Origin of the sequence: Acidithrix ferrooxidans (assembly GCF_000949295.1) — a bacterium.
Lineage (GTDB): Bacteria > Actinomycetota > Acidimicrobiia > Acidimicrobiales > Acidimicrobiaceae > Acidithrix > Acidithrix ferrooxidans.
Genome location: NZ_JXYS01000095.1, coordinates 1 through 23,333 on the forward strand (window position 1 = coordinate 1; position 23,333 = coordinate 23,333).

The window sequence follows — 23,333 nt, forward strand, 5'->3', positions numbered from 1 at the left end:
GTTGCAACTCGGATGAGAGATCTTGGAATAGAGGGTATATCCCCCAGATCATTCAAAGTCAAAACCACTACCGCTGATCCAAAGGCTTGTTATCCCAGTGACCTCGTCGAACGTGACTTCGACAAGGGATATCTAAATGCCGTTCTTACCTCGGATATCACTTATTTGCGAGTTGGAGAGGGATTTGCCTACCTTTGTGCTATTCGTGATGAGCACTCCGGCAGGGTGCTTGGATATTCTGTCGATCGCCACATGAGGACAAGCCTTGTCATTGAAGCACTCCAGCAGGCAATCTCCCTCAGGGGAGACGATATCCAAGGCGCAATTTTCCATACCGATCGCGGGAGCCAATTCACCGATCGTCGCGTCGTGGAACTCCGTGAACAGAATGGCATTATCCGGTCAATGGGTAAAACTGGATCTTGCTACGACCATGCAACAGCTGAATCGTTCTGGTCGATCTTCAAACACGAGTACTTTTACCGGCACGTATTTGAAGGTATGTCCGAATTGAGGGCTGGGATTAGGAGTTACATGGACTTTTATAACCATAAAAGGCGGTACTCGAAGATCGGTAACGTCTCACCAGTTGGTTATGAACTAACATTATTGGAGTCCGCCAAGGCGGCGTAGTCAATGTGTCCATTATTTATGGGCAACCTCAATGCAATCTTCCGGAAGTATTTGATCACACCCCTGTCTCTCGCAGATCTTTGAGATAGGTAGTTCCGTAACGTTACGCAATGGGTTCTCCTCTCTGTTCAGTTCTCAGCTGAGATAGTTCTGTAACGTTACGCAATGGGTTCTCAAGATACTTTCTTTACCGGTATAACCCAGTGGAACAATTCTTGACATGATTGCCGGAACGCTCAGAAGTCCTTCAGATACAAGTCGATCGACCTCAGACTTATAGGGATCGAGTTTTGAGTTTCGTTGTGGCTTTGTCTCGATTGGTTTAGAACTTGCTCCGTCTCTTAGATATTTATGTACGGTGTTTCTTGAATGTCCAGTTTCTCGGGCAATTTCTCGGTAACTGAGACCTTGTTGCTTCAAATCAAATATGTTCATAAGTGGCCTACCCTCCAGCATGTAAAACTCCTTCGTGAAATTGGATAATTCACTCAAGAGTATTGTCTGTTGGGTGGGTCAATTTTTATCGCTGATGTGGGTCAATTTAATTCCGCTGTTTACAGTCTTTGGCACCTCGTAGGAGAAGAGTAAGCCAGTCGAGCCTAGAAGAGGCAAAGACGATATCACAGGTGAGAAACGCCCCCGTGGTCAACAACCAGAGAGTCCAGGGCATGGCCGACGGGACTACTCGGCCCTTGAAACCGTCGAAGTGATCCACGACGTACCAGACAACGAGCGAATCTGTTCGGGTTGCGGGGCACCTTATGCCGCCTTCGGCGAAGAGACCCCCTACCAGATCGACTGGCAAGTACACATCGTGCGACACCGACATCGCCGCCCTACCTACCGGCGCACCTGCAAGTGTCAGACTCGGGGCATGCTCGTCGCACCGGTCCCGGCCAAGCCAATCCCCAAGGGAATGTTCACCTCAGGGTTCCTGGGCCGCTTGGTAGTGGAGAAGTACGTGATCGGGCGTCCCTTGGAACGCATCGTCGCAGCTCTCTCAAATGACGGGTTCGAGGTTTCAAAAGGCACCTTGACAGGAGCGCTCAAGGCGCTTTCGGACCTACTTGAGCAACTTGACGCAGCGATTAGGGAGAGGAACGCAAAGTCGGCGCATCTGCACATCGACGAGACATCCTGGAAGGTGTTCGAGGCGGTAGCTGACAAAGCGGGCAACCGCTGGTGGCTGTGGACCTTCCTCGGTCCCGACACCGTGGTGTTCTTGATCGATCCCAAATGCTCGACGAGAGTGGTAGCCGAGCATTTGGGTATCGATATAGATGCGGGTTCGCTCGAACCTGGCCGACAGCTCCTGATAAGCTCAGACTTTTACAGTGTCTACCAGTCCCTTGGTGCACTTGAGGGAGTAGACCCGTTGTGGTGTTGGGCACACATCAGGCGCTACTTCATCCGCGCTAGCGATGCGCATCAAGAGCTGCGGAGTTGGACTACTTCATGGCTCGCTCGCATCGGGTCGCTTTATGTAGCACATCATGCACGCCAAGCACTTGAGACGGGAACTACCGGGCGCTTACGCGCTGAGGAGGACTTTACCAGGATCATCAGAGCAATGGATACTGCCAGAAAGGCTGAGGCTTGCGATCCGACGCTTCACCCTGGGGCCATAAAGGTGCTCGCAACACTGGATCGTGAATGGGAAGGCCTTTGCCGTCATGAAGAGTTTCCCGAGTTGCCACTCGATAACAACCCAGCAGAGGCTGTACTTCGCAACCCGGCAGTAATACGCAAGAACTGCTATGGATCCGGTTCAATATGGGCAGCCACCCTGGCCGCGCGGATCTGGACCATTACCGCCACCGCCCAGCGTGCTGGGTGCAACCCACTCGCCTATCTCATCGCCTACCTACAAGAATGTGCCGCCGCTGGGGGAAGGGCCCCGAATCCCGCCGCGCTGGAGCGGTTCTTCCCCTGGGTTGCGAGCGAGACTGATCTTGTTGAGTGGCGCATGTCGCCACCTGGTCCAATGCCATGAGTGAAACACTGCGCTACTGTGGGCGGGACTTCTCCCAAGCAGACCTTGAGGTCATCTCCAACCTGATCGCTGTGTACCCGACAAGACAGGCAATTGCTGACGCAGTCTGCGAGGCGCTTGGCTGGTATCGTCTCGACGGGCGCAAGAAGGACATGTCGGCGCGCGTTGCATTGTTGCGTATGGACAGAGACGGACTCGTCACCTTGCCCAAGCCACTGCATGGCAACGGCAACGGACTCATCACCCGCTACGCAAAGCCAATCGCTGAGCTACCCTTTGCCTATCCTGAATCGCTCGACGATCTCTGTCCAATCAAGTTCGCCATAGCAGATACCAAAGCCCAAAAGCAGCGCTGGCGAAACCTCATTGCAAGCTACCACTACCTCGGCTACACCACCTTTGCCGGTGCTGAGGGGCGCTATCTCATCGAGAGCTCCTCTGGAACTATCGCTGCGATCGGCTTCGCTGCCTCGCCATGGAGCTGCGCACCACGCGATAACTATATCGGCTGGGACAAAGCGACCCGCGAGACACGGCTGCACCTTGTGGTTGGCAACGCGAGGTTTCTCATTCTTCCTCAGGTACGTGTTGTGAACCTCGCCTCATACATCCTCTCCCGTGTCGCTCGCCGCCTCCCCCTGGCGACTGGCTACTCGCCTACGGGTACCAACCTGTACTCTTGGAGACCTTCGTGGAGTCTGCCAGGTTCACCGGAGCGAGCTACAAGGCGGCGAACTGGATCCGTGTCGGGCAAACCAAAGGTCGGGGCAAACTTGATCGCTACAACCAATACGCTCTCTCTGTCAAGGACGTCTATCTCTACCCGCTGCACCGTAACTATCGGAGCATCCTTGATTCACCCGAGTGAAAACGCAACAGGATATCAGATTGGCCCGGGAGGTCACTCTCTAACGGGTTGGCCAAATGTTTACGATTTTTATCATTATCGGTGGAAAGATAACCAATGGAATTGTCGCTCCCGAGAGAAAAATAACCGGGAAGTAAACTAAATTGGCGATGGCTATCGCCTGACGTTCGGTTCGCGCCAAAGCTGCGATCAAGGCACCGACCGAGTAGACCGCAAGCGTGACCAACACAAGAGCAAATATTGTCGGCACTATATTCTTTGGCATATGAAGCCCAAAGAATATCAAGCCAGTCAAAACGAGGAGAATTACTCCCCCGATGGTCAGTACCAAGTTTACGATACCCCTGCGATTCCATCGATACGGAAAAACCGTCTAAAAAACGAAAGACCGCCCTAAAAGAAATAGTCACCACTCATTCCACCGGGGGCTTTTTCAACACCCTTTCCGAAGGCGAGATCTGCTTCCAACTGGAGGAACGATTAATTTGGAAGATTTAGCGGTTATACATGGAGTTCACTTTGCAACTATAGATATTTTGGCGGACAAAGAACCACCACTTGCGATTTCCAAATAAAAAAATTGCATAAGTGGCAAAGCTTTGCAATCTAACCCATCGCCAAGCTGATCAAAACAAGAAAGACCACCTAAATCCAAAGATCCAACTAAGCCATCACCAGCAACCAACGCGAATAGAGCATCTACAAAACGGCCCACTTCCAAAAGTGCGACCATAGACTCGGCAAATAGCCCCACTTTTTGTCTTCGTCGTTAAAAAGTTACGGTAATGGACTTAGTTCACATCTTGATTCCATAGATATCGACGGTTGACCCATAAAGCACCGAGGTGCTAGCCAGCGGATTCTGAAGAATTATAACGATACTTCCCTTGGGCGCATATACCGAACCAACGCTCAATCCGACGCCGGCTAGCGCTGCCTGAGCTTGCGAAAGTGTCATTCCTGTCAAATCAGGGACACTAACTAAGTGTGGACCCTGTGAGACCACAACCGAAAGCGTACTGCCCCTTGCGACGCTATTGCCCGCTGGAATATTCTGTGAAATTATTGAACCCGATGGGACCGAATTCGAATAGGCCACCTGGGATGTCAAGTTGAGACCCTGACTTCCAAGTGTCGACTTTGCCGCCGCAAGGCTTTGCCCAACCAAGTTCGGCACAATACGCGGCACCGGACCTTTTGAAATTACAAGTGCCACCTTAGAACCTTGTACGACCTTGGTTCCGGTAATAGATTGGGAGATAACATCACCCGTAGGGACGGTTTCAGAATACGAGCTAGAGGTGGTGTAGCTCAAATGGTTAGAGGTGAGTGTATCAATAGAACTCTGAAGCGGATCACCTACTACATTTGGAACTGCTACCAAAGGTGGCCCCAGCGAAATGGTGAGATTTACCTTGACACCTTTTACAACCAGAGACCCAGGCGATGGAAATTGAGATACCACGTCGCCCTTTGGGATAGAGGGGTCATAAACCGAGGCAGAAGTAGATGCCACGCCGCCCGCTTTAGTAATACTGCCTTGAGCCACAGATGCAGCCTTGCCAATGACATTTGGAATGGAAAACTTTGCCGGAGAAGAGAGAGCGCTTATAGCTACGATTAGCACCGCCACAACAAGCGCGAGGATGCCAAGCAAAACAGCACTGCGCTTGAAAACCGAACGACGCTTTTGCGACGATTCCGTGGCATCACTTCCTTCACCCTTCGATTTCTTGAGCCTTTTCGATACCTTTACCCCGTCGGACTGAGAGTCCTCTCTAGGGCCTCTCGTTTCTTGGTTTGATTCAATTAAAGTTTGACCCGCTACAGCCCCGACTTGACCAACGGTTAAGGTACTATCCGCATCGGCTTGTAGCGCTTCAAACCAATGCAGTTCCCCTAGACCACTCTCACTATCAGAATGAGCCTTTTGGTCCACTGGAGCATTAGAAGTTTTCGCGCTTGTCCCACTCAAAGCTAGCGTGGTTTCTTCTGGAATTAGAAGGTGCTCATCTTGATCGAAAAACTCACCTTTAGCATTCGCTAACTCCACGGACCTCAAAAAATCGTTAGATGGACTCGGCGGCACAAATTTAGAATCCAAAACGCCATGTTCTGGGTTTAATGCCCCCTCAAGGTCAATTCCAACAGCGCTACTAGGCACAATGACAGGTGGTATACGCGAAACAGTAGTAGGCGGGTCAAAAGCATTCTTTGATGGCGTCCAAGACGTCAAATCAAGCGGATCTGGTATTGGAAGTTCTCTGGCGATAACCGCCAATCGCTCAACTACTGAAGCTGCAGATGGGCGATCCTTGACGCCCAAAGAACCCATCTCGCTGACGAGATTGCGCAATGGACCAAGCGAATCCGGAACGACGATACTTTCCTTGGTCCTTGCCATAACCGTAGCAAAGGTGGTATCCGACAAAAAAGGAAGTTCTCCTGTTATCGCTTCAATAATCACAAGAGCAAAAGAATAGATATCCCCCTCTTGAAAACATTGCTCTCCTCGAGCCTGCTCTGGAGAGGCATACCTCGCGGTTCCAATGACCACTCCAACTGGTTCAGTCCATGCAGCCTCAGCTAAGGCTCGAGCTATTCCAAAGTCGGCGACTCTTATTCTGCCTTCATCGTCAAAGAGCAGGTTTGAGGGTTTTATGTCACGATGAACATATCCCCGATTATGGGCATAAGCCAACGCTTGGGCAATCTCAAGCGAAATTCGAGCGGCTTGCGGGATTGAAAGTTGGACTCCCGAGTCCAAATAATCCCTAAGAGTGCCGCCACCTAAAAATTCAAAGACTAAAAAAGGAGCGCCATGCTCTTCGCCAGAGTCAAAGACTCTAACGATACTGGGATGATTCAAGGAAGCTGCTGCCTTGGCTTCAGCGTGAAATCGCTTTATAAAGGCAGCATCCGAGCTCAAACCTTCATGCAAAAGCTTAACGGCGACCCGGCGACCTAAGGTTAGGTCCTTAGCGGCATAAACCACTCCTGACCCACCTTGGCCGACTAAATCGACCAGTACATACCTATCTAAAAGAACCGCACCAATGTGCTCACTTAGCCGCTTCAAACGCAACCATCTAGATCGATAACCTCTTGAAAAAAATTTGACACATAAAAGCCAATTCCTTGATGATTCTAGATGGAATTCACCAAAATAAGGGGGGATTTAGCGATAAGCAAAATATCTAAAGTTCTATTATAGGTCCCAAAGCAATTGTTCGCCATTAAGCAACGCCACGAAGAAATCTTCATCCATCACGGGTATATTCAGTTCACGTGCTTTGGAGACCTTAGATGCTCCCGGGTCAGCACCAACTATGAGAGCTGTGGTTTTTTTCGAGACGCTTGAGACCGCCTTACCGCCACCAAATTTTATTGCTTGTTCAGCCTCCTCCCGGCTAAAACCCCGTAAAGTTCCACTCACCACAAAGACACGATTGGCAAAAGGACCAGAGCTCGAGGAGGAGGTAGCTTGGTTCGATGGCCTTTGCGTTGACCTTGGTCGCACCCCCAGTTCAATCAATGAATCAAGGAGCCCCTGCTGTCGCGGATCATTAAAATAAGATTCAACTCCCGCGGCTATGGTGGGTCCGATTCCTTCAATCGTAGAAATCTCCGATGCCCTAGCCCCTCGCAGCTTCTCCAAGCTGCCAAAATAGTCAGCAAGGGCCTCACTGGCCACCTGGCCAACATGGCGAATTGTTAGCGAAACCAAGAACCTTGCAAGGGGCGGTTCCTTTGACTTTTCAATCGAATCTATCAGTGCACTTGCACTCTTTTCGCCAAATCGCTCCAGTGACAGAAGTTGCCTAGCTGTCAGACGATAGATATCAGATACATCTAGTAGAAGTCCTTGTCGATAAAGTCGCGAGATTATCGACTCCCCAAGGCCCTCGATATCCATCCCAGACCGAGAAGCAAAGTGCGTCATGCGTGCTACAGCCTGAGCTGGACAAAGATAATTCGTGCAGTAACGATCCACCTCTGTCTCATAGCGAACGAGCTCACCCCCGCATTCCGGGCAAAGCTCTGGAAACTTCCAAGGAGAAGAACCTGCAGCTCTCTCGCTTAGAACCACTCCCAAGACCTCGGGTATGACGTCGCCAGCCTTGCGTACAATTACCGTATCACCTTCGCGCAGGTCCTTTAGTACGACCTGATCTTCGTTGTGCAAGGTTGCTAATCCTACCTCCGACCCTCCAACCACCACGGGCTGCAGTTGCGCAAAAGGGGTGGCGCGACCGGTCTTTCCAATCGAGACAAGGATGCGCTCCAATTTTGTATGGCGTTCCACTGGTGGGTACTTATAAGCGATAGCCCAACGAGGTGCCCTTGAAGTTGATCCAAGCAGTTCTCGATCCTCGATAGAATCGATCTTCAAGACTGCACCATCGATCTCGTAATCTATTGTTTCACGACCACTTGACCATCGAGTTATGAGTTGGGCAATCTCTTCTAAATCTTTAGCTCTAGTCGTATTGGGATTTGTAGGAAATCCAAGTTCTCTCAGATATCCAAGAGAATCGAAATGACTTTCAAAGTGGGCGTTCGATGAGTAAGCAATTTGGTAGGCAAAAAAACTCAAATTGCGGCTTCTGGTTACCCTGGGATCTTTGACTCTTAGGGAGCCCGCTGCGGCATTCCTTGGATTGGCAAAGACTTTGGGCTTCTCACTTGGCGAGAGAGATTCATCCGATCTAGCCTTTAGCGCCATCTCGTTATGGTGATCAAAAGAAGATAATGGCATGTAAATCTCACCACGCACTTCAAGATCTATATCATTCCTGTGGGGTCCAAGCGTCTTTGGGATTGCATCGATAGTCAAAACATTTGCAGTGACATCCTCCCCCATCGTCCCATCGCCCCGGGTCGCTGCTTTTACCAAGACACCTTGCCGATAGGAAAGTGCCATTGCTAGACCATCTATCTTCAACTCAAAGCAAAACTTCGGGCTCTTAGTTTCATCGACCTCTCGAAGTGTTTTGAGGGTTCTTTCTACCCAGCCACCGAGCTCCTCGATCGAAAAGACGTTGTCCAAACTTTGCATTGGAATCGCATGAGTAACCGATCTAAAGAGCTCGTGAGCCAGACCTGAAACTTTCGCAGTCGGAGAGGTATCGCTTCGAAGCAGCGGGAACCTCTCCTCTAGATCTCGAAGCTGAGAAAACGCTAGATCGTAGTCATAGTCCGAAACCATGCTGGTGTCTAAAACGTAGTAGGAAAGATCCCATTGGCGAATTTGAGACTCAAGACGCCTCATCAACAAAGACGCCTCGATCTCATCTGCGGCTTCGAAGTTCATTGCATCTGCTCCTAGGTCCAAATAAAAATAGATCAACTACTAGATCATTATCTCAAAAAATCTGCATCCGAATCGAGCCAGATTGCCATAAAAACTCATTGCGCTTGACAAACCCACTTTGGAACTAACCCACTTTGGTTAGCCACTGGCAAATCCAATCCGATATCAGACTGACAAATTGCCTAATTTCAAAAATCCCTATGGCAAAGTTGGTAGCAGTGGAAAAGTGGTGACAGTATTTGCCTCGGCGCACCCCAAAGAAGAGGTAAAAAGAGAAATTTACTGACCCAGCCTCATCTCACAACCCCACTTCCCAACACCTCATCATCCCTATAAAAGGCGACCGTTTGACCGGGGGCGACCTTACGAATGGGTTCATCTAGCTCTACCCTATCAAACCAAAAGGTGCCGCCTTTAACGTAACCGTGCGAAGAAGTCTGAATCATCACATGAGATCCCTCCTCGATTGGCCCTAGAGTCGTGGCAAGATCTCCAAAGTGAAGCATCGACGCGTAGGTATCATCAAGCGTCCCCATGACGATCTTTCGCTCGTCGTTACGCACCTCTATCACGTATCGACGTTTCGAGTCGCCCACGGTTCCCAATCCCCGCCGCTGCCCAATCGTCACTGTCTCAATAGCTTCAACCTTACCGAGTTCGCTCCCAGTATCTGAGTCGACAATTACACCTTCATGGACAGCTGTTCGCTTAGAGAGAAACTCAACTCTTGAAGTGGTGGAGGCAATAAAACAGACATCTTGGGAGTCAGGCTTACTAGCCGTGATAAGACCAGCATCCTTAGCAATCTCTCGAACCTGCTCTTTAGGAAAATCTCCAATCGGAAGAATCAATCGACCTAAGCGCTGTTGATTTAGCATAGAGATCACATAGGATTGATCCTTTTTCGGATCGATACCGCGCAAAAGATGAAATCCGTCTACTCGTTCCTCTACCCTTGCATAATGGCCAGTTGCCACCATATCGAATCCAAGACGTAGCGCTCGATCGATAAATAAGTCAAATTTAATCTTCCGGTTACACTCTATGCAAGGATTTGGAGTCAATCCACTTGAATAAGACTTAACGTAGTGGTCAACTACATTAGATTCAAACTCTTCTGTAAAATTAAAGACATGGTGGTCTATTCCAATTCGTCCAGCCACCATTCGCGCGTCTGCCACATCCGAGACAGAGCAACAACCCGAATCGCTAACTCCACCCCACAACTTCATTGTGGCGCCAACAACTTCATGTCCCGCATTTTTCATCATCAACGCAGCAACGGAAGAGTCAACCCCACCCGACATCGCTATCAGTACTCTCACTTGATTATTTCTTCCTGAAAAACGAGGCAAATTGCCAAAAACCTTGTTCTGCACAAGGCACCAAATATGATTCTGCCTAGGTCATGGGCCAACCATGAACAAAGAAAAACAGAAATTAAAAATGTCAATTCAATCGACTTCAACCCAAGCTAACTATTGCTCGCAATAGGATCAGCCGCCAAGAGATCACTTCCTTGGTATAACTTTGCTCACAACGCTCGGGCAATCCGAAATAATCCCATCCGCGCCTCTCTCGAGAAGAAGTTCTACCTCCGCAGGATCATTAATTGTCCAAACATGCACCGCCTTGTCCGCTGCATGTGCTGCATCGATGAATTCCTTGGTAGCAAGTTCAATCTCGCCGTAAAAGTGCGGAATCTGGAAAGCGACATAGGGCACCGCAAGTGCTACTGCAACTGCGCTTTTGAATGAATTCAAAAGCGCAAAATAAAACTCCGAAACTTCACCCGGCCCCGCCGATGTGGATATTTCAGAGTTATACTTTCGAACTGCAAAAAGAGAGGAATCCCTAAAGGAGGCAACCATGACTCGATCGATTGCTCCACCAGCAACGATCTCGTCGACTACCTGCGTCTCGTAGGGAAGCGAATTTGGAGAGGCTTGTTTTATGTCGACATTGATATAAACATCTTTGTATCGCTCCAGAATCTCCGAAAATAGAGCAATTCCGAATTCCGGATTCTCGGGCGCAAGACCTCTATAGACATAGTCTTTAGGTGGATGACCAACGCTATTTGCCTCCATTGAGTCGGGGACAAACCAGTAACTGTTATCTAGGGCTGAGAGCTCTTCCCAAGTTAGATCCGAGACTCGACCCTCCCCTGAAGAAGTTCTATCAACACTTTCATCGTGCATAACTATCAAAACGCCATCAGCGCTTCTGTGGATATCTAATTCCAGCCCAGTCATACCCAATTTTATTGCATTGTCCATTGCGTAAAAGGTCGAGGCCGGCGCCTCGAAAGCTCCACCTTGGTGAGCGTAGCCTATAACACGTTGTTCTAGCCACTTATTAGCCATCTTTGCCTTTGGTCTTGGAAGTTACACCGCTACCATGCTAGATCAAACTTGCAGATCCCAACTTCATCAAATAACCATTTCAACCAAACACCTTATTCAAAGCGGCCTAGTCGATTATTCCCTCTCTGCGCGCAGTAGAAACGGCCTCGAGCATCGAATGACACTCCAACTTGGAGATTATCCTTGCGATATGATTTCTAGCTGTATTTAAAGAGATATTCAAAGATCCAGCAATTTCCGCAGCCGAATTACCAGCATCTAACATGTGAAGGACTTCGATCTCTCTCTTGGTCAAATTATCACCAACGCGCTGACGCCGCCCCGACAGGATACTCAAAACCTCAGTAGCCATCGAAGGCTCCATTACGGATCGCCCTCTAACGGAGTCGCGGATACCACGGATGACGTCGCTCAGGGGCATATCCTTAGTCAAGAATCCCGCAGCGCCATGCGAGACTGCAAATGCAGCGCTACGAGCATCTCTAACAGCAGTTAAAACGAGTATGGCCACTTCGCCATTCAGCAGCCTAAGGCGTTCAATAACATCCAGTCCTTCGTCTTCACCGAGGCGCATGTCCATAAGAACCACATCGCAATGATAACTTCTCAACATCGAGGCTGCCTCTGAGCCATCTTTAGCCACACCTACCACATTCATATCAGACTGTGCCGAAAGTGCCATCGACATAGTTTCAGCAAAGACCGTGTGGTCTTCTACGATCAATATCTGAATGGATTCACCTAGTATCAATAAAGGCCTCCGTAAACATAGCCCATCTGGTCATCGTCGATCGCTGTTTGCAAAATTGACGTCTGTGAAAAGTTTTTAGAGCAACCTGACAAAAACTCTGAGGAGAAGTCTTCGAATTTACTTCCTAATTTCAAAGACTATAAAGTCATCGTCAAATCACTTGATTAGGATAGGCTTTGAGCCCAAAATAAGAGTGCTGTAACGCCCGCCCCCAAAAAACCTAAAGTCACCAACAACATACGGCACCGCCAGTCGCACTCCCCCGAAGCCGCGATACCATATTCAAATCGCACCCGATCAAACATATCCCTACAACTAATGGTGCTTTAGACTTGGAGTATAAAACCAATAACTGCATAAAAAGCCGAAAACTTCTGCGGAATAGTCAAAATGACTACAAAGGTTAAAGTTCGCGAGAGATAGTATCAAATTGACGACCTAAACAACACAACTATACACAAACATTGAAGGTCACATAAGAGATCTCTGTCAATTCGCACCTTGACTTAGCTCGAGACGACCGACATACAAATTAGGTCCATGCGAAACTCAATCGCCCACTCTTCATTACCCAAGGAAGTAACTTCGATGATCACCAAAGTTAGAATAAAACGATCACGACTTTCTTTTTCTGCGATATTTCTCCTTGCGGGACTCCTGCTGAGCGTAGCCGCATTAGTAAATGCAAGTGCAATCTTTGCCGCCGTCTCAAACGAAGCAAATGTCGCCAACTCATCGCTGAAGTTTTTCCATCCAGCTGAAAACGCCGAGGCTCAGCTTCTAATCGGATACTTAAACCAAGAGACTGGTTTGCGTGGCTATGTGCTTACTGGGGATACTTCATTTTTAGCCCCTTTTGTCTCGGGAACAAAACAGGTGACTGCAGCTTATAAGATCCTTGACTCGGCGCTTGGCCCCTATGGTCTTTTGGACAAACAATTGCATGCGGTTCAACTCGCTGGAACATCATGGGAAATCTCCGCTACGCTCCATGAAATTGTACCTTCTCTCGAAGAATCGGGATTAAAGTCGGCGATACAGGCCAGCCTTCAATCCGATCAAGCAACTTTTGATGCCCTAAGAAACAGAATTGCCACACTAAATTCATCGACTATCACAACAGAAGATACTCTGCGGAATGCTGCAACTGTTGCATTAGACGACCTCCGCACCACAGTTGCGGTAGCGGCAATCGTTTCACTGGTAATTATTCTTACCCTGGGAACGATGTTCTGGCTGATGATCATCACACCCATGCGAAAACTCCAGAGCGAAGCCGACACAGTGGCCAACGGTAACCTCTCAACCCCTGTATCACTTCATGGAGTACGAGAGATCGAGTCACTATCTAACTCAATCGAATCAATGCGCCAAGGGATTCTCAAGGAGCTCGACATTCAACGAAAAACAGCACTTCTCGACGCTCAATTTAGAGAGCGTCGCGAGGTAGCCGAAGCAATCCATGACAATCCACTTCAGCTCTTAGCTGCGGCGAAGCTACGTCTTCAAATGGGAGGATACGGCGTCGAACAATTATCTAGCGATCCCGTAGTCTCCTTGATTGATCGAGCGACAGAGTGGATGCGAAATATGATCGCCACTCTCTATCCCCCCGGGCTTGCTCGATCCGACTTTGAGCAAGCAGTTAAAGAGCATATTTCGTCTCTAGAGCTTGGGACCGAATCGAGAATCAACGCCGTCGTCGAACTCTCCGAACTAAAAAATCGCGACTCTCACTCTGAGCCCACCTTGCTTTTGGGATTTAGGTGCGTCCAAGAGTTTGCATCCAACGCCCTAAAAGGATCGCGTGGAGGTCCAATTGACCTTTCAGTAGTTGCCTCTAAATCAGAAATGACTATTCATTCGGTAAATCAAGTTAGCGAACCTGATATAGCTAACTTGAAGAGTATGGCTCAACATCTAATTGGAAATGGACCGCGGCGCCATAGTCAAGCCGGCCACCTCGGCATACCGCTTTTGGTAGATTCGATCGAATCGATAGGAGGCCAGCTGTCGATGCAACTGATCTTCAAAACCGAAAAAGATCTCAGAAAGGAGACGCTCTTCGAGAGGCAGATACAGTGGAATATCGCCACGAAACATCCGATCGAAGAAGACAGAGATAACGCGCCAGAGATGACTCTCGTCGAAATAATAGAGTCAATGGGTGATCTAAAGGGAACGTTCATCTCCTTTAGGGCTACCATTCCACTGCTAGGCGATGGAACTCTCACAAATGTCGCTCCTGTACTTTCAAACTAGCTTCCATAAGTGTCCACAATCAGCTCATGAGACTCTCTAAGATCCCATTTATCCACATTAGGAGAGACTCTAAATCGCTCATATGCCGCATCCGCGAGCGTCTTAGGGAGCGACCGCCTACAAATCTCGACGATCAGACTGTGGTGAAAGACAGGGTCACCGATAAGTTCTGCAAGCTTTTCTAGGTTAGAATCCGCAACAGAGTCAGGGACCGGACCAATTACAGCTTCATTCTCTCCGTTACTAATTATCTCCCATAAAGTATCTGGAACTTCATTTTTAGAATAACCGCTAAGCCATGAAACCTTGGGAGATACTTCCAGCAAAGAGAGCATCTCGTGTACCATCAACTCCAACGAGCGGCGCGGAATTTGACGAAAGTTCAAACAATCCAAGAAGCGCTCAAAGGGTAGGTTTGGAGCTTGTGCTATATCCCGAGCCAATATCGCATCAATCTCCAAGTTTTCAAGAAGCTTTGCGATTAATTTTTCACCTATAAAAGGGCTTAGAACCGTCCGAATCAGATTGGCTACGTCCACCGTAGCAGTTTCCCCATCCCAATCAACAACCACAGTATGGCTTGCCGTGGGAAGATCCGATTTACTTGGCGAGTGTCCATATACACATCGAAATAGTGGATACAGTACGACCTCTCGACAGTTGCCTCCCCAGATCTCCTTACAAAGCGCTCTTTCTACCATCGCTAAATCCATCTACGTCAAAACACCACGCAACTACTATGGCATCTAAAAAAATTATCTGTATGCTCTACCTGTTAATCGGTTTCTAAATGCAACTCCTTTAACCTTGATGGCCCACTAATCGTTTAGGACAATTTTTGCACTTGAATAATTTACGCTTTTGGTTCTCAAGAATTACATGCCTCCAGAAATTCACAAACAATCAGTCGCTCATTTGATTATCTAACACATATTGCATAGAAAGATTTAAATGAGATAGTAATATTTGACTACCATGCCGATAGCAGTAACGTCAGGCAGTTATGCCAATCGTCGACAATACTTGAATAGTCCAAATAGAGTTTTATCGTGAAGGCACTCCAACAAATGCGCATAGTAATTGCTGACGATTCCGACGAATACCGAGAGGCCCTCATCCATGCCATTTCGAACTATCCTCAATTGATTGTCGTTGGCGCCGCAAAGAATGGTGCTGAACTAATCGAGATGTGCGATAGCACCGCCCCTGACATTGCCATGACGGACATCCGCATGCCTATCATCGACGGTTTGAGTGCAATAAAAAAGATATCAAAAAACCACCCAAAGACCCTTTTAGTGGCATTTTCGACCGCGAATACTGCTCCGATCAAGCAGGAGGCGATAATGGCTGGCGCGCATATTTTCTTCTCAAAAGATCAAACCATGGTGGCACTCCAAGGAATCTATGAGAACTACAAAATCGAGATGAGCCAAAGACCAGAAGAAAAACAACCTGAATAAGTTCTTATGACGTTGCGAACACCGCTGAAGCATGTAATGCTAGCGATGAAGGCCCTCGGGAGTAGTCACCGTCCTTTCTTGCAGCCATGAGCGCGTCACCAGTTTGGTGGTGGACCGTTGAGAACCAAAGAATGTCGCTACGAGAACGTACTCCAGATTCCGCTTTACCTTGGCCTGATCCCTACAACCTCCACTAATAAACAATTAGTGCGGTTAGCACAATGGAACAGATTAGAGACAGAGTCGCTGGTCTTGATATCCACCGCGATACGGTGGTGGCATACACTCGGATAGGTGGTTCCACCGATATTGAGCTAACCAAGAAAACCACTCCAACGACACTCCGCAGGTCTGGTCCAATTGGCATCGTTCTTATCCGAGGCAGAACTAACAACGATAGCGATGGAGGCAACCGACATCTTCCCCAAGCCGGTGTACTACGCCTTGGAGGGATTGACTTGTGGCTCTGTAACGCCCAACGCACCAAGAACCTACCAGAACGAAAGACCGATCTCTCCGATGCTGAGTGGCTAGGCGATGTTGCAAGACATGGGATGGTGAGACCTTCAATGGTGCCTCCATCTGAGATTCGTGCATTACGTGACTTGACCCGCTATCGCAAGAGCCAAGTCGACACACCTACCAAGGAGATTCAACGCCTAGGCAAGGTGTTCCAAGATGCTCAACATCAAGATCACCTCGGTAGCTTCAGCTATATGGAGCGCATCGTCGAGGGAGATCATCGAGGCACTTATCTCAGGAACACGTGACCCTGTGGTCCTAGCCCAGATGGCCAAGTCCGAGATGCGAAGTAAGATCTCACAGCTAGAAGAGGCACTAGCTGGAACCTTTGATGATCATCACGCTCTTTTGTGTCGGTAAGATCATCGCCCACATTGACTTCTGTGATAAGACCATCACAGAGCTAACCCAGGAGATCTGTGATGGTCTAGAGGATTTTAATCCAGCGGTGGCCATCTTGTGTTCTATACCCGGTACATCACAGACCACGGCCCAGGTGATCATCGCTGAAACAGGGGTGACATGTCGAGGTTTCCAACTTCTTAGTCACCTGTGTGCATGGGCTGGGGTCGCACCGGCGAGTTATGAGTCAGCTGGTAAAGAAAAGGCCAGCTGGTACACGTCATGGTGTCCCATGGCTGAGACGAATCTTGATTGAGGCGGCTAGAGCAGCCGCACGTACGAAGGGCACATACTACTCAACCCAGCTATTTAACCCAGTATCTTCGTATCACTAAACGCAGAGGAGCTAATAAAGCGCCAGTCGCTGTTGCCCACTCCATATTAGATACTTTATGGCATCTACTCACCAATGGCACCTTGTATGTAGACCCAGGAGCCGACTACTTTGATCGTCGTTGTGACCCAGCTATCCAAGCTAAGAAACTAGCTAGCCGAATAGAAGCTCTAGGTTTTGAAGTTACCATGACCCAGGCAGTCGCCTAGAGCCAACACCGACACTAGCCGCCTTTAGAGCCTCATGGTTTCTCGTGGTATTTAGCGTCGAAGTGGCGAAGTAAAGCGGTTCGACCACCAAGACCTAAAACATCACATCCATGACCAATCTGGAAGCGGCATCTCTAGCTACAAGATGACTCACAACCACAGTACTCTAGTTTTGCGCGCTCTAAATTCGGGAATACAGTAAGCATTACACACCAGGAAGTATCCAAAAACTCCTCATAGCAATGATCTATCCATGACCGCCAATACCTAATACAGATAGATCAAAATACCTCCGATCACTCTGTATCAGGTGCCAGCGCCTCTTTCCATGGTGACGAATTGACTGGGTTACCTAAAATGCCTTGGCCACCAAAGTACTCAATTCCACGAGCGGACGAGCGCCAAAGTGTGAGATTACCTCAGAAGCACAGATATTACCCATCCTTGCTCGTTCGTAAGAAGGGTACCCCTTTTCACGAGCATACAAGTAGCCTGCAGCAAATAGATCGCCGGCTCCGGTGGTGTCCACTACTTCTATTTGGGCCGCTGGTACTACTATAGGTTCTTGATCGCGAGAGAATACAAAAGAACCTTTAGCACCAAGAGTGATCGCTCCTTCGCCAACATAAGCACCGACTTTCTCTACGGCACCTAATAGATCGTTCGAATCGCACAATTCAAGAAATTCATCTTCATTGCCAAATAAAATCGAGATTCCACCGCCTTTAATCAGCTCCCAGATCTGGGGCTTGCGTCTTTGGACTAAGGTTCGATCTGAAAGTGAAAATGCGTACTCTACCCCTGCTATTTCTTTCGAAAACATGGCCTCGATATTCTGGCCACCAGATGGTGAATCCAGAAGATAGCCCTCCACATAGCAGACAATTGCATCGTGGCCAAGGTCAATGTTGGGCACTGAATCCAAAACATGAATCGAGGCACCAAGGTGGGTTAGCATCGTCCTTTGCCCATCGGGAGTTACAATTACAATGCAATGGCCGGTATTGGAGGCGCCCAAGTCCAAGGAATTGTCGATAAATACAATCCCTACATCCTCTAGATCATCACGATAGTTATTAGCGAACTGATCATTTCCAAGGGCACCGACAAAATACGTTGCACCACCAAGACTCGAAACCCCAGCCAGGGTATTTGCCGCCGAGCCTCCAGAGGAAGCCTTCAGAACAGAAAGATGTGCCAAAACTTCCCTAGAAGTTGAATCATCGATCAAGGTCATCGAACCAGGATCTAACCCTAATTCCGAGATTAGTTCGCCCTCTGCTTGAACGAAAAGATCAATAATCGCATGTCCTATGCCTACCACTGCCATTTTTTGAGCCTATGCCGTTTCTGAATCATATCCGAACCATTATTTCGGTCCCATAGATCTGCGTTTTGTAAGATTCCACCTTAGATGTCTCGGCAGCCAGATAGGACTAGAGCCAACAAATGAACGCAAGACCAAAGGAGACATCGTCGGAATGGAAAGCAACATTAAGAGATCGAACGACCTAGGCAACAACGCTAACGTCGTCGTTAGGGAGCCTCGTTCCCCATGATCACTGAAATCTCATCAACATCAAAAAAGAGAACGGCATCCGATCGACCGATAAAAGAGGTTCCACGAAAGAACAACTCTGCGCCTTCCATTTGGCGAACACCGATTCAATCGTTCGAGACTATTAAAAAGAGAAAAAGGGCTAACTTGCCCTCGAGAGACTAATAGTTTGACGACTACGGCCAAGCCCATTGCGAATACTGTTGACAAATCTAAAATGCGACCATCACACACAAAGAAAGACCCAATCAAATCCCCTAAATCTCGTCGTTGGCGACAGCAATGTGCATATCAACCGTCTCTCAGATCAACCGTCTCTCAGATCAACCAAACTTAGAGGCCTCTGCTATTTTTCAATAAAAAAATACAAAGACGCCATTCCCACAATCCCTTTAGCTAAATTCGCACCCCAAAGAGAACCGGAAATCAGATTGTAATCTATGTCACAGCCCACACCCCGTCTTCCAAAGGTTCCTGCATTTAAGGCAGATCCAGCTGAGGGGTAGACACTTTTAGAGGCGTTTGTGATGGTTCGTGGCTGAAAAAGTTTTGTCCAGAGTGGGGCCAAAGTGAAAAAAATCTACTACGTTAGGGCAAGTGACAACCGAGAACTATCGCCTTTCAAAAACAATTCATCCGCTTCATTACAAACTCCATATCGCACCAAATCTCAAAGATGCAACTTTCAGAGGAAGCCTAGAGATAAAATGTGAAGCCGCTGAAGCATTTTCGTCAATTCGAATCAACGCTATCGAACTGGTAATAGAAACCGCCACTATTACAGATCCATCTGGCACGTACAACGCAAATATCACTTACGATACCGAAAACGAGATGGCCAATCTTGATTTGGAACAGGAATTACCCAGTGGTGCCTTCGCCATAGCAATGAACTTTACTGGCATCCTTAACGATCGCCTCGCTGGCTTTTATAAGAGTACCTATCGTAACGATGAAGACCAAATCGTTGAAATCGCCACGACTCAATTTGAAGCAACTGACGCACGTCGCGCATTCCCATGCTTTGACGAGCCTGAGATGAAAGCGATCTTTGAGATCTCCCTCGAAGTCGAGCCAGAACACATAGCGATTTCCAACGGTGCGGAGGTCTCTAGTGTTATGCTCGCTTCGGGGAAGAAGCTGGTAAATTTCGAGCCAACAATACCAATATCGAGCTATCTAGTAGCGTTTGTAGTTGGACCTCTAGAGGCGACCACGCCACGAGAGGTTCGTGGCATACCAATTCGAATCATTCACCGTCCAGGATGGTCTCATCTCACCACATTTGCAGTTGAAGCCGCCGCCCACGCCGTTGAATTCTTTTCGGACTTCTTCGGAATCGCCTATCCAGCATCAAAATTGGACCTCATAGCCATACCAGACTTTGCCTTCGGCGCTATGGAAAATATTGGAGCAGTCACCTTTCGAGAGTCGTTGCTAATAGTCGATAGTGCAAACGCTTCACAACCAGAAAAAGAGCGTATCGTAGATGTGATCTCACACGAGATAGCTCATATGTGGTTCGGGGATCTCGTTACGATGAAGTGGTGGAATGGCATCTGGCTGAACGAAGCCTTTGCGACCTATATGGAAACTCTCTGTACTGATCACTTTGATCCAGCTTGGAAAAAATGGAACACCTTCGGCATATACCGTTCGACGGCCCAGACTACTGATTCGTTACATGCAACACGACCGATAGAGTACCCAGTTGCGCATCCATCGGATTGTCAAGGTATGTTCGACATCTTAACCTATGAAAAAGGCGGAAGCGTCCTAAGAATGCTTGAACGCTATCTCGGAACCGAGCCAACCCGAGCCGGAGTTTCAAGCTATCTTCGCAAATATAGTTATGCCAATGCGGAAACCACCGATCTTTGGGATGCTCTCGAGGAGTCAACGCACGCGCCAGTAAGGTCTTTGATGGACTCATGGGTATTTCAGGGCGGATTTCCTCTCGTGACTCTCAAAAAGGAAGGAACCGACCTCATTGTCGAGCAGGAGCCGTTTTCCTTTATTCCCGGCAAGCCAGAAGGTTCAGCAATTGGAGAGATCTGGTCGGTACCGCTCACGTTCCGCAACCTAGATGATTCCGACGAACTAAACACATATCTACTCGATACTACAAGAGCTAAGATCGCCGACTCTTCAAGCGTGCCGACCATCATAAACGCTAAGGGCGACGGGTATTATCGTGTTGCTTATTCTCAAGAGTTGATCCAAGAAATCATTCCACAGATTCATAAACTGGAGGAGCTCGAGAGGTTTAATTTGATCTCGGACTCTTGGGCTCAAGTCGTCGCAGCCAAGATCGACTATCTTGGGTTCTTGGATGTGGCCAATGCTCTCGGCGGGCAGGGGCCCTTCCTCGAATCTCCCGTTTGGGCAGTCGTGGCACAAGGTCTCGAAGTCGCGTCAAAGGCACTTGGAAGTGAAAAAAGCGAATGGATAGGAGATATCGCAGGAGCATTATTTAGGCCTCTATTGCAGGTTTTGGGCTTCAACCCAGCCGACGACGAACCTGAAACAACTGGAGTCCTACGCTCTCAAATCATTTCGGTCCTAGGAACACTTGTCAAAGATCCAGAAGTTATTGAATTTGCCCAAAGCACCTTCAGGTCAGAGATGTCAGGCGAAGCCACAATGGAACCCTCGTTGGCCCAAAGCATCCTTCGAATCATTGCGGCCAATGGAGACGAAGCCGATTACGCCTTCGTCTTAGACAAATATCGACACCCAAGTGACCCAATCGAAGAACAGCGCTATCTTTCAGCTCTTTCAGAGTTCACCGAACTTCCCTTGATAGAGAGGACTTTGGGAATGTCTCTAAGCGAAATTAGAAGTCAGGACGCTCCCTTTACAATCTCTAAAATGCTCGCCGGCGCCACATCTGGGCCAATTGCATTCGACTTCGTGGCGAATAACTATGAAGCCCTTGCAAGCCGCTTTCCTGAAAGCACAATCTCAAGGATGATAGAAGGAATGGCCGTTCTCTATAGTCCAGAGATCTCAAATCGAGCAAATGAAGTCCGTAACTTTCTAGCTAACGTCCGGATCCCTGAGACTGGGAAAAAGCTACTTCAGATACGGGAGCGCTTCGAGGCCAACCTTGCTCTCTCGAATCGCCTTCGATCGCAACTATAGCGAAACCAACATGGCGGACCATAGTAACAGATCATCCAAAACAGCTCTTTTGAGGATTTGACCTGAAACCAAAGCCCTAATTTTACAGATAATCAATATGGGGTCTTGGGCTACAAAAATCAAGGTCATGATGTGTAAGGCAAACTCCCCAATGAAGCAATAAAACTCATTGGGGAGAAGCAGAGAATCGATACTTCCTGATCTGATATCTTTCGCTCTGGTGGTTTTTGGAAAACTCTCTATGAAGATCTAGATCCAAACAAGAGACTACTGTCTCTTGTTTGGATCTAAAAATCTCAAATAACTCAAATAGGAATCAAAATAGGTCGGGCTAAAAGAGCACTCTCTATTCAAAAGTTCATACGTTCCAACACGATTGACGCGCTCTCCTCTTAGGAATCAACTCATGGAAGAAACTACTACAATTTTGATCGTCGACGACGAATATCCACTTCGTCGACTTTTGAGGAGCTACTTCACCAAAGAAGGTTTCAATGTCGTCGAGGCCGGAGATTCCACAAGCGCTAGAGCGCTCTTTGATCAATACCAAATCAACATAGCTCTTATCGACGTTATGATGCCTGGCGCAGATGGATTTGCCCTAGTTAGAGAACTTAGAACAATAACAGATATACCGCTTATCTTAGTTACAGCCAAAGGAGAGGAATCTTCAAAGATCACTGGCCTTGAAATTGGAGCGGATGACTATGTCACCAAACCTTTTTCGGCGCCTGAAGTCGTAGCAAGAGTGCGAGCACATCTTCGGCGCTTCAATGGAACATTTCACGATTTCGAAGTTGGCGCACCAACCATAACAATGGCAAAATTGTCGATTAACCCCAATTCCCGGCGAACCACAGTTGACGATTCTGAGATCGACCTCTCAAAGCGCGAATTCGACCTACTCTACAAACTCGCCTCCTCGCCAGGAAAGGTCTTCACCAGAGAAGCGCTACTTTTGGCAGCATGGGGCTCGCTACTGCTACTCTCCAGCTGAGCACTCTTGAACGAAGTTTACTATAATGCCTATATGACGAGGTTAGTGCCTATTGGGGTGCCAGCACAGGAGCTTGGGGTACACCCCATGACGCTACGGAGATGACAAGCAGAAGGACGTATCGATCCTCCTATACGCACACAAGGAGGCAGAAGGCGTTATGACCTATCTAAGCTTCGTGCTATTGTTCCTCATAAAGCTCCATCCACCAGAGCTACCATCGCCTATGCCCGCGTGTCAACCAACGCTCAAAAAGACGACTTGGTTCGCCAGGTGGCTCTCCTAGAGAGCTATTGCGCCGCAAACGGGTGGAGCTATGAGATCATCTCCGATGTAGGGTCAGGACTCAACTACCATAAGCGTGGACTAAAAGTGCTTATCTCTTGGATTTGCTCCGGCGAGGTTGGGCGGCTGGTGCTCAGTCATAAGGACAGACTGCTTCGTTTTGGGTCAGAGCTTGTTTTGTCTCTTTGTGAGCATTTTGGAGTCGAAGTAATCATTATCAACGCTAGCGAGG

Annotated in this window: 19 protein-coding genes and 1 pseudogene; 11 read left to right on the top strand and 9 right to left on the bottom strand. The window is 48.3% G+C overall.

Features of this window, described 5'->3' with window-relative positions:
• Positions 1-633 (top strand): IS3 family transposase (locus tag AXFE_RS14335; RefSeq protein WP_052606641.1); only part of this gene is annotated, 633 nt, incomplete at its 5' end.
• 135 nt (positions 634-768) lie between these two features.
• On the opposite strand, the gene AXFE_RS21580 is transcribed toward AXFE_RS14335, so the two are convergent.
• A complete protein-coding gene (locus AXFE_RS21580; RefSeq protein WP_052606642.1) occupies positions 769-1,089 on the bottom strand; it encodes a winged helix-turn-helix transcriptional regulator in 321 nt (106 codons plus the stop codon).
• Between the two features lie 163 nt (positions 1,090-1,252).
• Between AXFE_RS21580 and tnpC the strand changes: the two genes are divergently transcribed.
• Positions 1,253-2,626, top strand: a complete 1,374-nt coding sequence (gene tnpC, locus AXFE_RS14350; RefSeq protein ID WP_152626114.1) for an IS66 family transposase — start codon at positions 1,253-1,255, stop codon at positions 2,624-2,626.
• The gene (locus AXFE_RS21820; protein WP_052606645.1) at positions 2,623-3,636 is read left to right on the top strand and encodes a Druantia anti-phage system protein DruA; all 1,014 of its coding nucleotides are present in this window, start codon (positions 2,623-2,625) and stop codon (positions 3,634-3,636) included. The genes tnpC and AXFE_RS21820 overlap by 4 nt, the downstream gene beginning before the upstream one ends.
• On the opposite strand, the gene AXFE_RS21595 is transcribed toward AXFE_RS21820, so the two are convergent.
• The 6 genes from AXFE_RS21595 to AXFE_RS14385 all read right to left on the bottom strand — a co-directional run bounded on the left by AXFE_RS21595 (position 3,535) and on the right by AXFE_RS14385 (position 11,925).
• Positions 3,535-3,825, bottom strand: coding sequence for an ABC transporter permease (locus AXFE_RS21595; RefSeq protein WP_160291879.1), 291 nt, complete (start codon positions 3,823-3,825; stop codon positions 3,535-3,537). The two genes, AXFE_RS21820 and AXFE_RS21595, sit on opposite strands and share 102 nt — an antisense overlap.
• Positions 3,826-4,290: 465 nt before the next feature.
• Positions 4,291-6,573: a Stk1 family PASTA domain-containing Ser/Thr kinase gene (locus AXFE_RS14365; RefSeq protein ID WP_052606647.1), complete on the bottom strand. Its 2,283-nt coding sequence runs from the start codon at positions 6,571-6,573 to the stop codon at positions 4,291-4,293.
• 129 nt (positions 6,574-6,702) lie between these two features.
• Positions 6,703-8,808, bottom strand: coding sequence for an NAD-dependent DNA ligase LigA (gene ligA, locus AXFE_RS14370; protein WP_052606648.1), 2,106 nt, complete (start codon positions 8,806-8,808; stop codon positions 6,703-6,705).
• Between the two features lie 293 nt (positions 8,809-9,101).
• Positions 9,102-10,133 carry a tRNA 2-thiouridine(34) synthase MnmA gene (gene mnmA / locus AXFE_RS14375; RefSeq protein ID WP_052606660.1) on the bottom strand — a complete coding sequence of 344 codons (1,032 nt, stop codon included), beginning with the start codon at positions 10,131-10,133 and terminating at the stop codon, positions 9,102-9,104.
• Between the two features lie 186 nt (positions 10,134-10,319).
• Positions 10,320-11,174, bottom strand: a complete 855-nt coding sequence (locus AXFE_RS14380) for a glycerophosphodiester phosphodiesterase (RefSeq protein WP_052606649.1) — start codon at positions 11,172-11,174, stop codon at positions 10,320-10,322.
• Between the two features lie 106 nt (positions 11,175-11,280).
• Positions 11,281-11,925 carry a response regulator gene (locus AXFE_RS14385; protein ID WP_052606650.1) on the bottom strand — a complete coding sequence of 215 codons (645 nt, stop codon included), beginning with the start codon at positions 11,923-11,925 and terminating at the stop codon, positions 11,281-11,283.
• A gap of 588 nt (positions 11,926-12,513) precedes the next feature.
• On the opposite strand from AXFE_RS14385, the gene AXFE_RS14390 reads away from it, so the two are divergent.
• Positions 12,514-14,187 carry a CHASE3 domain-containing protein gene (locus AXFE_RS14390; RefSeq protein WP_052606651.1) on the top strand — a complete coding sequence of 558 codons (1,674 nt, stop codon included), beginning with the start codon at positions 12,514-12,516 and terminating at the stop codon, positions 14,185-14,187.
• Here the strand turns inward: AXFE_RS14390 and AXFE_RS14395 are convergent.
• Complete coding sequence (locus AXFE_RS14395; RefSeq protein ID WP_052606652.1) at positions 14,184-14,888, bottom strand: hypothetical protein; 705 nt, start codon at positions 14,886-14,888, stop codon at positions 14,184-14,186. The two genes, AXFE_RS14390 and AXFE_RS14395, sit on opposite strands and share 4 nt — an antisense overlap.
• Positions 14,889-15,254: 366 nt before the next feature.
• On the opposite strand from AXFE_RS14395, the gene AXFE_RS14400 reads away from it, so the two are divergent.
• The 4 genes from AXFE_RS14400 to AXFE_RS19485 all read left to right on the top strand — a co-directional run bounded on the left by AXFE_RS14400 (position 15,255) and on the right by AXFE_RS19485 (position 17,117).
• The gene (locus tag AXFE_RS14400; protein ID WP_152626115.1) at positions 15,255-15,650 is read left to right on the top strand and encodes a response regulator; all 396 of its coding nucleotides are present in this window, start codon (positions 15,255-15,257) and stop codon (positions 15,648-15,650) included.
• A 221-nt stretch (positions 15,651-15,871) separates the two neighbouring features.
• Positions 15,872-16,420 (top strand): IS110 family transposase, encoded by a 549-nt coding sequence (locus AXFE_RS14405; protein ID WP_052606654.1) that lies wholly within the window; start codon positions 15,872-15,874, stop codon positions 16,418-16,420.
• An 83-nt stretch (positions 16,421-16,503) separates the two neighbouring features.
• A complete protein-coding gene (locus AXFE_RS14410; RefSeq protein ID WP_052606655.1) occupies positions 16,504-16,830 on the top strand; it encodes a transposase in 327 nt (108 codons plus the stop codon).
• Positions 16,827-17,117, top strand: a complete 291-nt coding sequence (locus tag AXFE_RS19485; protein ID WP_152626117.1) for a hypothetical protein — start codon at positions 16,827-16,829, stop codon at positions 17,115-17,117. The genes AXFE_RS14410 and AXFE_RS19485 overlap by 4 nt, the downstream gene beginning before the upstream one ends.
• A gap of 352 nt (positions 17,118-17,469) precedes the next feature.
• On the opposite strand, the gene AXFE_RS14415 is transcribed toward AXFE_RS19485, so the two are convergent.
• Positions 17,470-18,447, bottom strand: coding sequence for an adenosine kinase (locus tag AXFE_RS14415; RefSeq protein ID WP_052606656.1), 978 nt, complete (start codon positions 18,445-18,447; stop codon positions 17,470-17,472).
• Between the two features lie 825 nt (positions 18,448-19,272).
• Here AXFE_RS14415 and AXFE_RS14425 point away from each other — a divergent pair.
• From AXFE_RS14425 to AXFE_RS14435, 3 genes and pseudogenes are all read left to right on the top strand, one after another.
• On the top strand, positions 19,273-21,819 hold the full coding sequence (locus tag AXFE_RS14425) for a M1 family metallopeptidase (RefSeq protein WP_052606658.1): 2,547 nt from the start codon (positions 19,273-19,275) through the stop codon (positions 21,817-21,819).
• A gap of 406 nt (positions 21,820-22,225) precedes the next feature.
• Positions 22,226-22,816 carry a response regulator transcription factor gene (locus AXFE_RS14430; protein WP_052606659.1) on the top strand — a complete coding sequence of 197 codons (591 nt, stop codon included), beginning with the start codon at positions 22,226-22,228 and terminating at the stop codon, positions 22,814-22,816.
• A gap of 33 nt (positions 22,817-22,849) precedes the next feature.
• Positions 22,850-23,333 (top strand): annotated as a pseudogene (locus AXFE_RS14435) (IS607 family transposase); the annotation flags it as partial.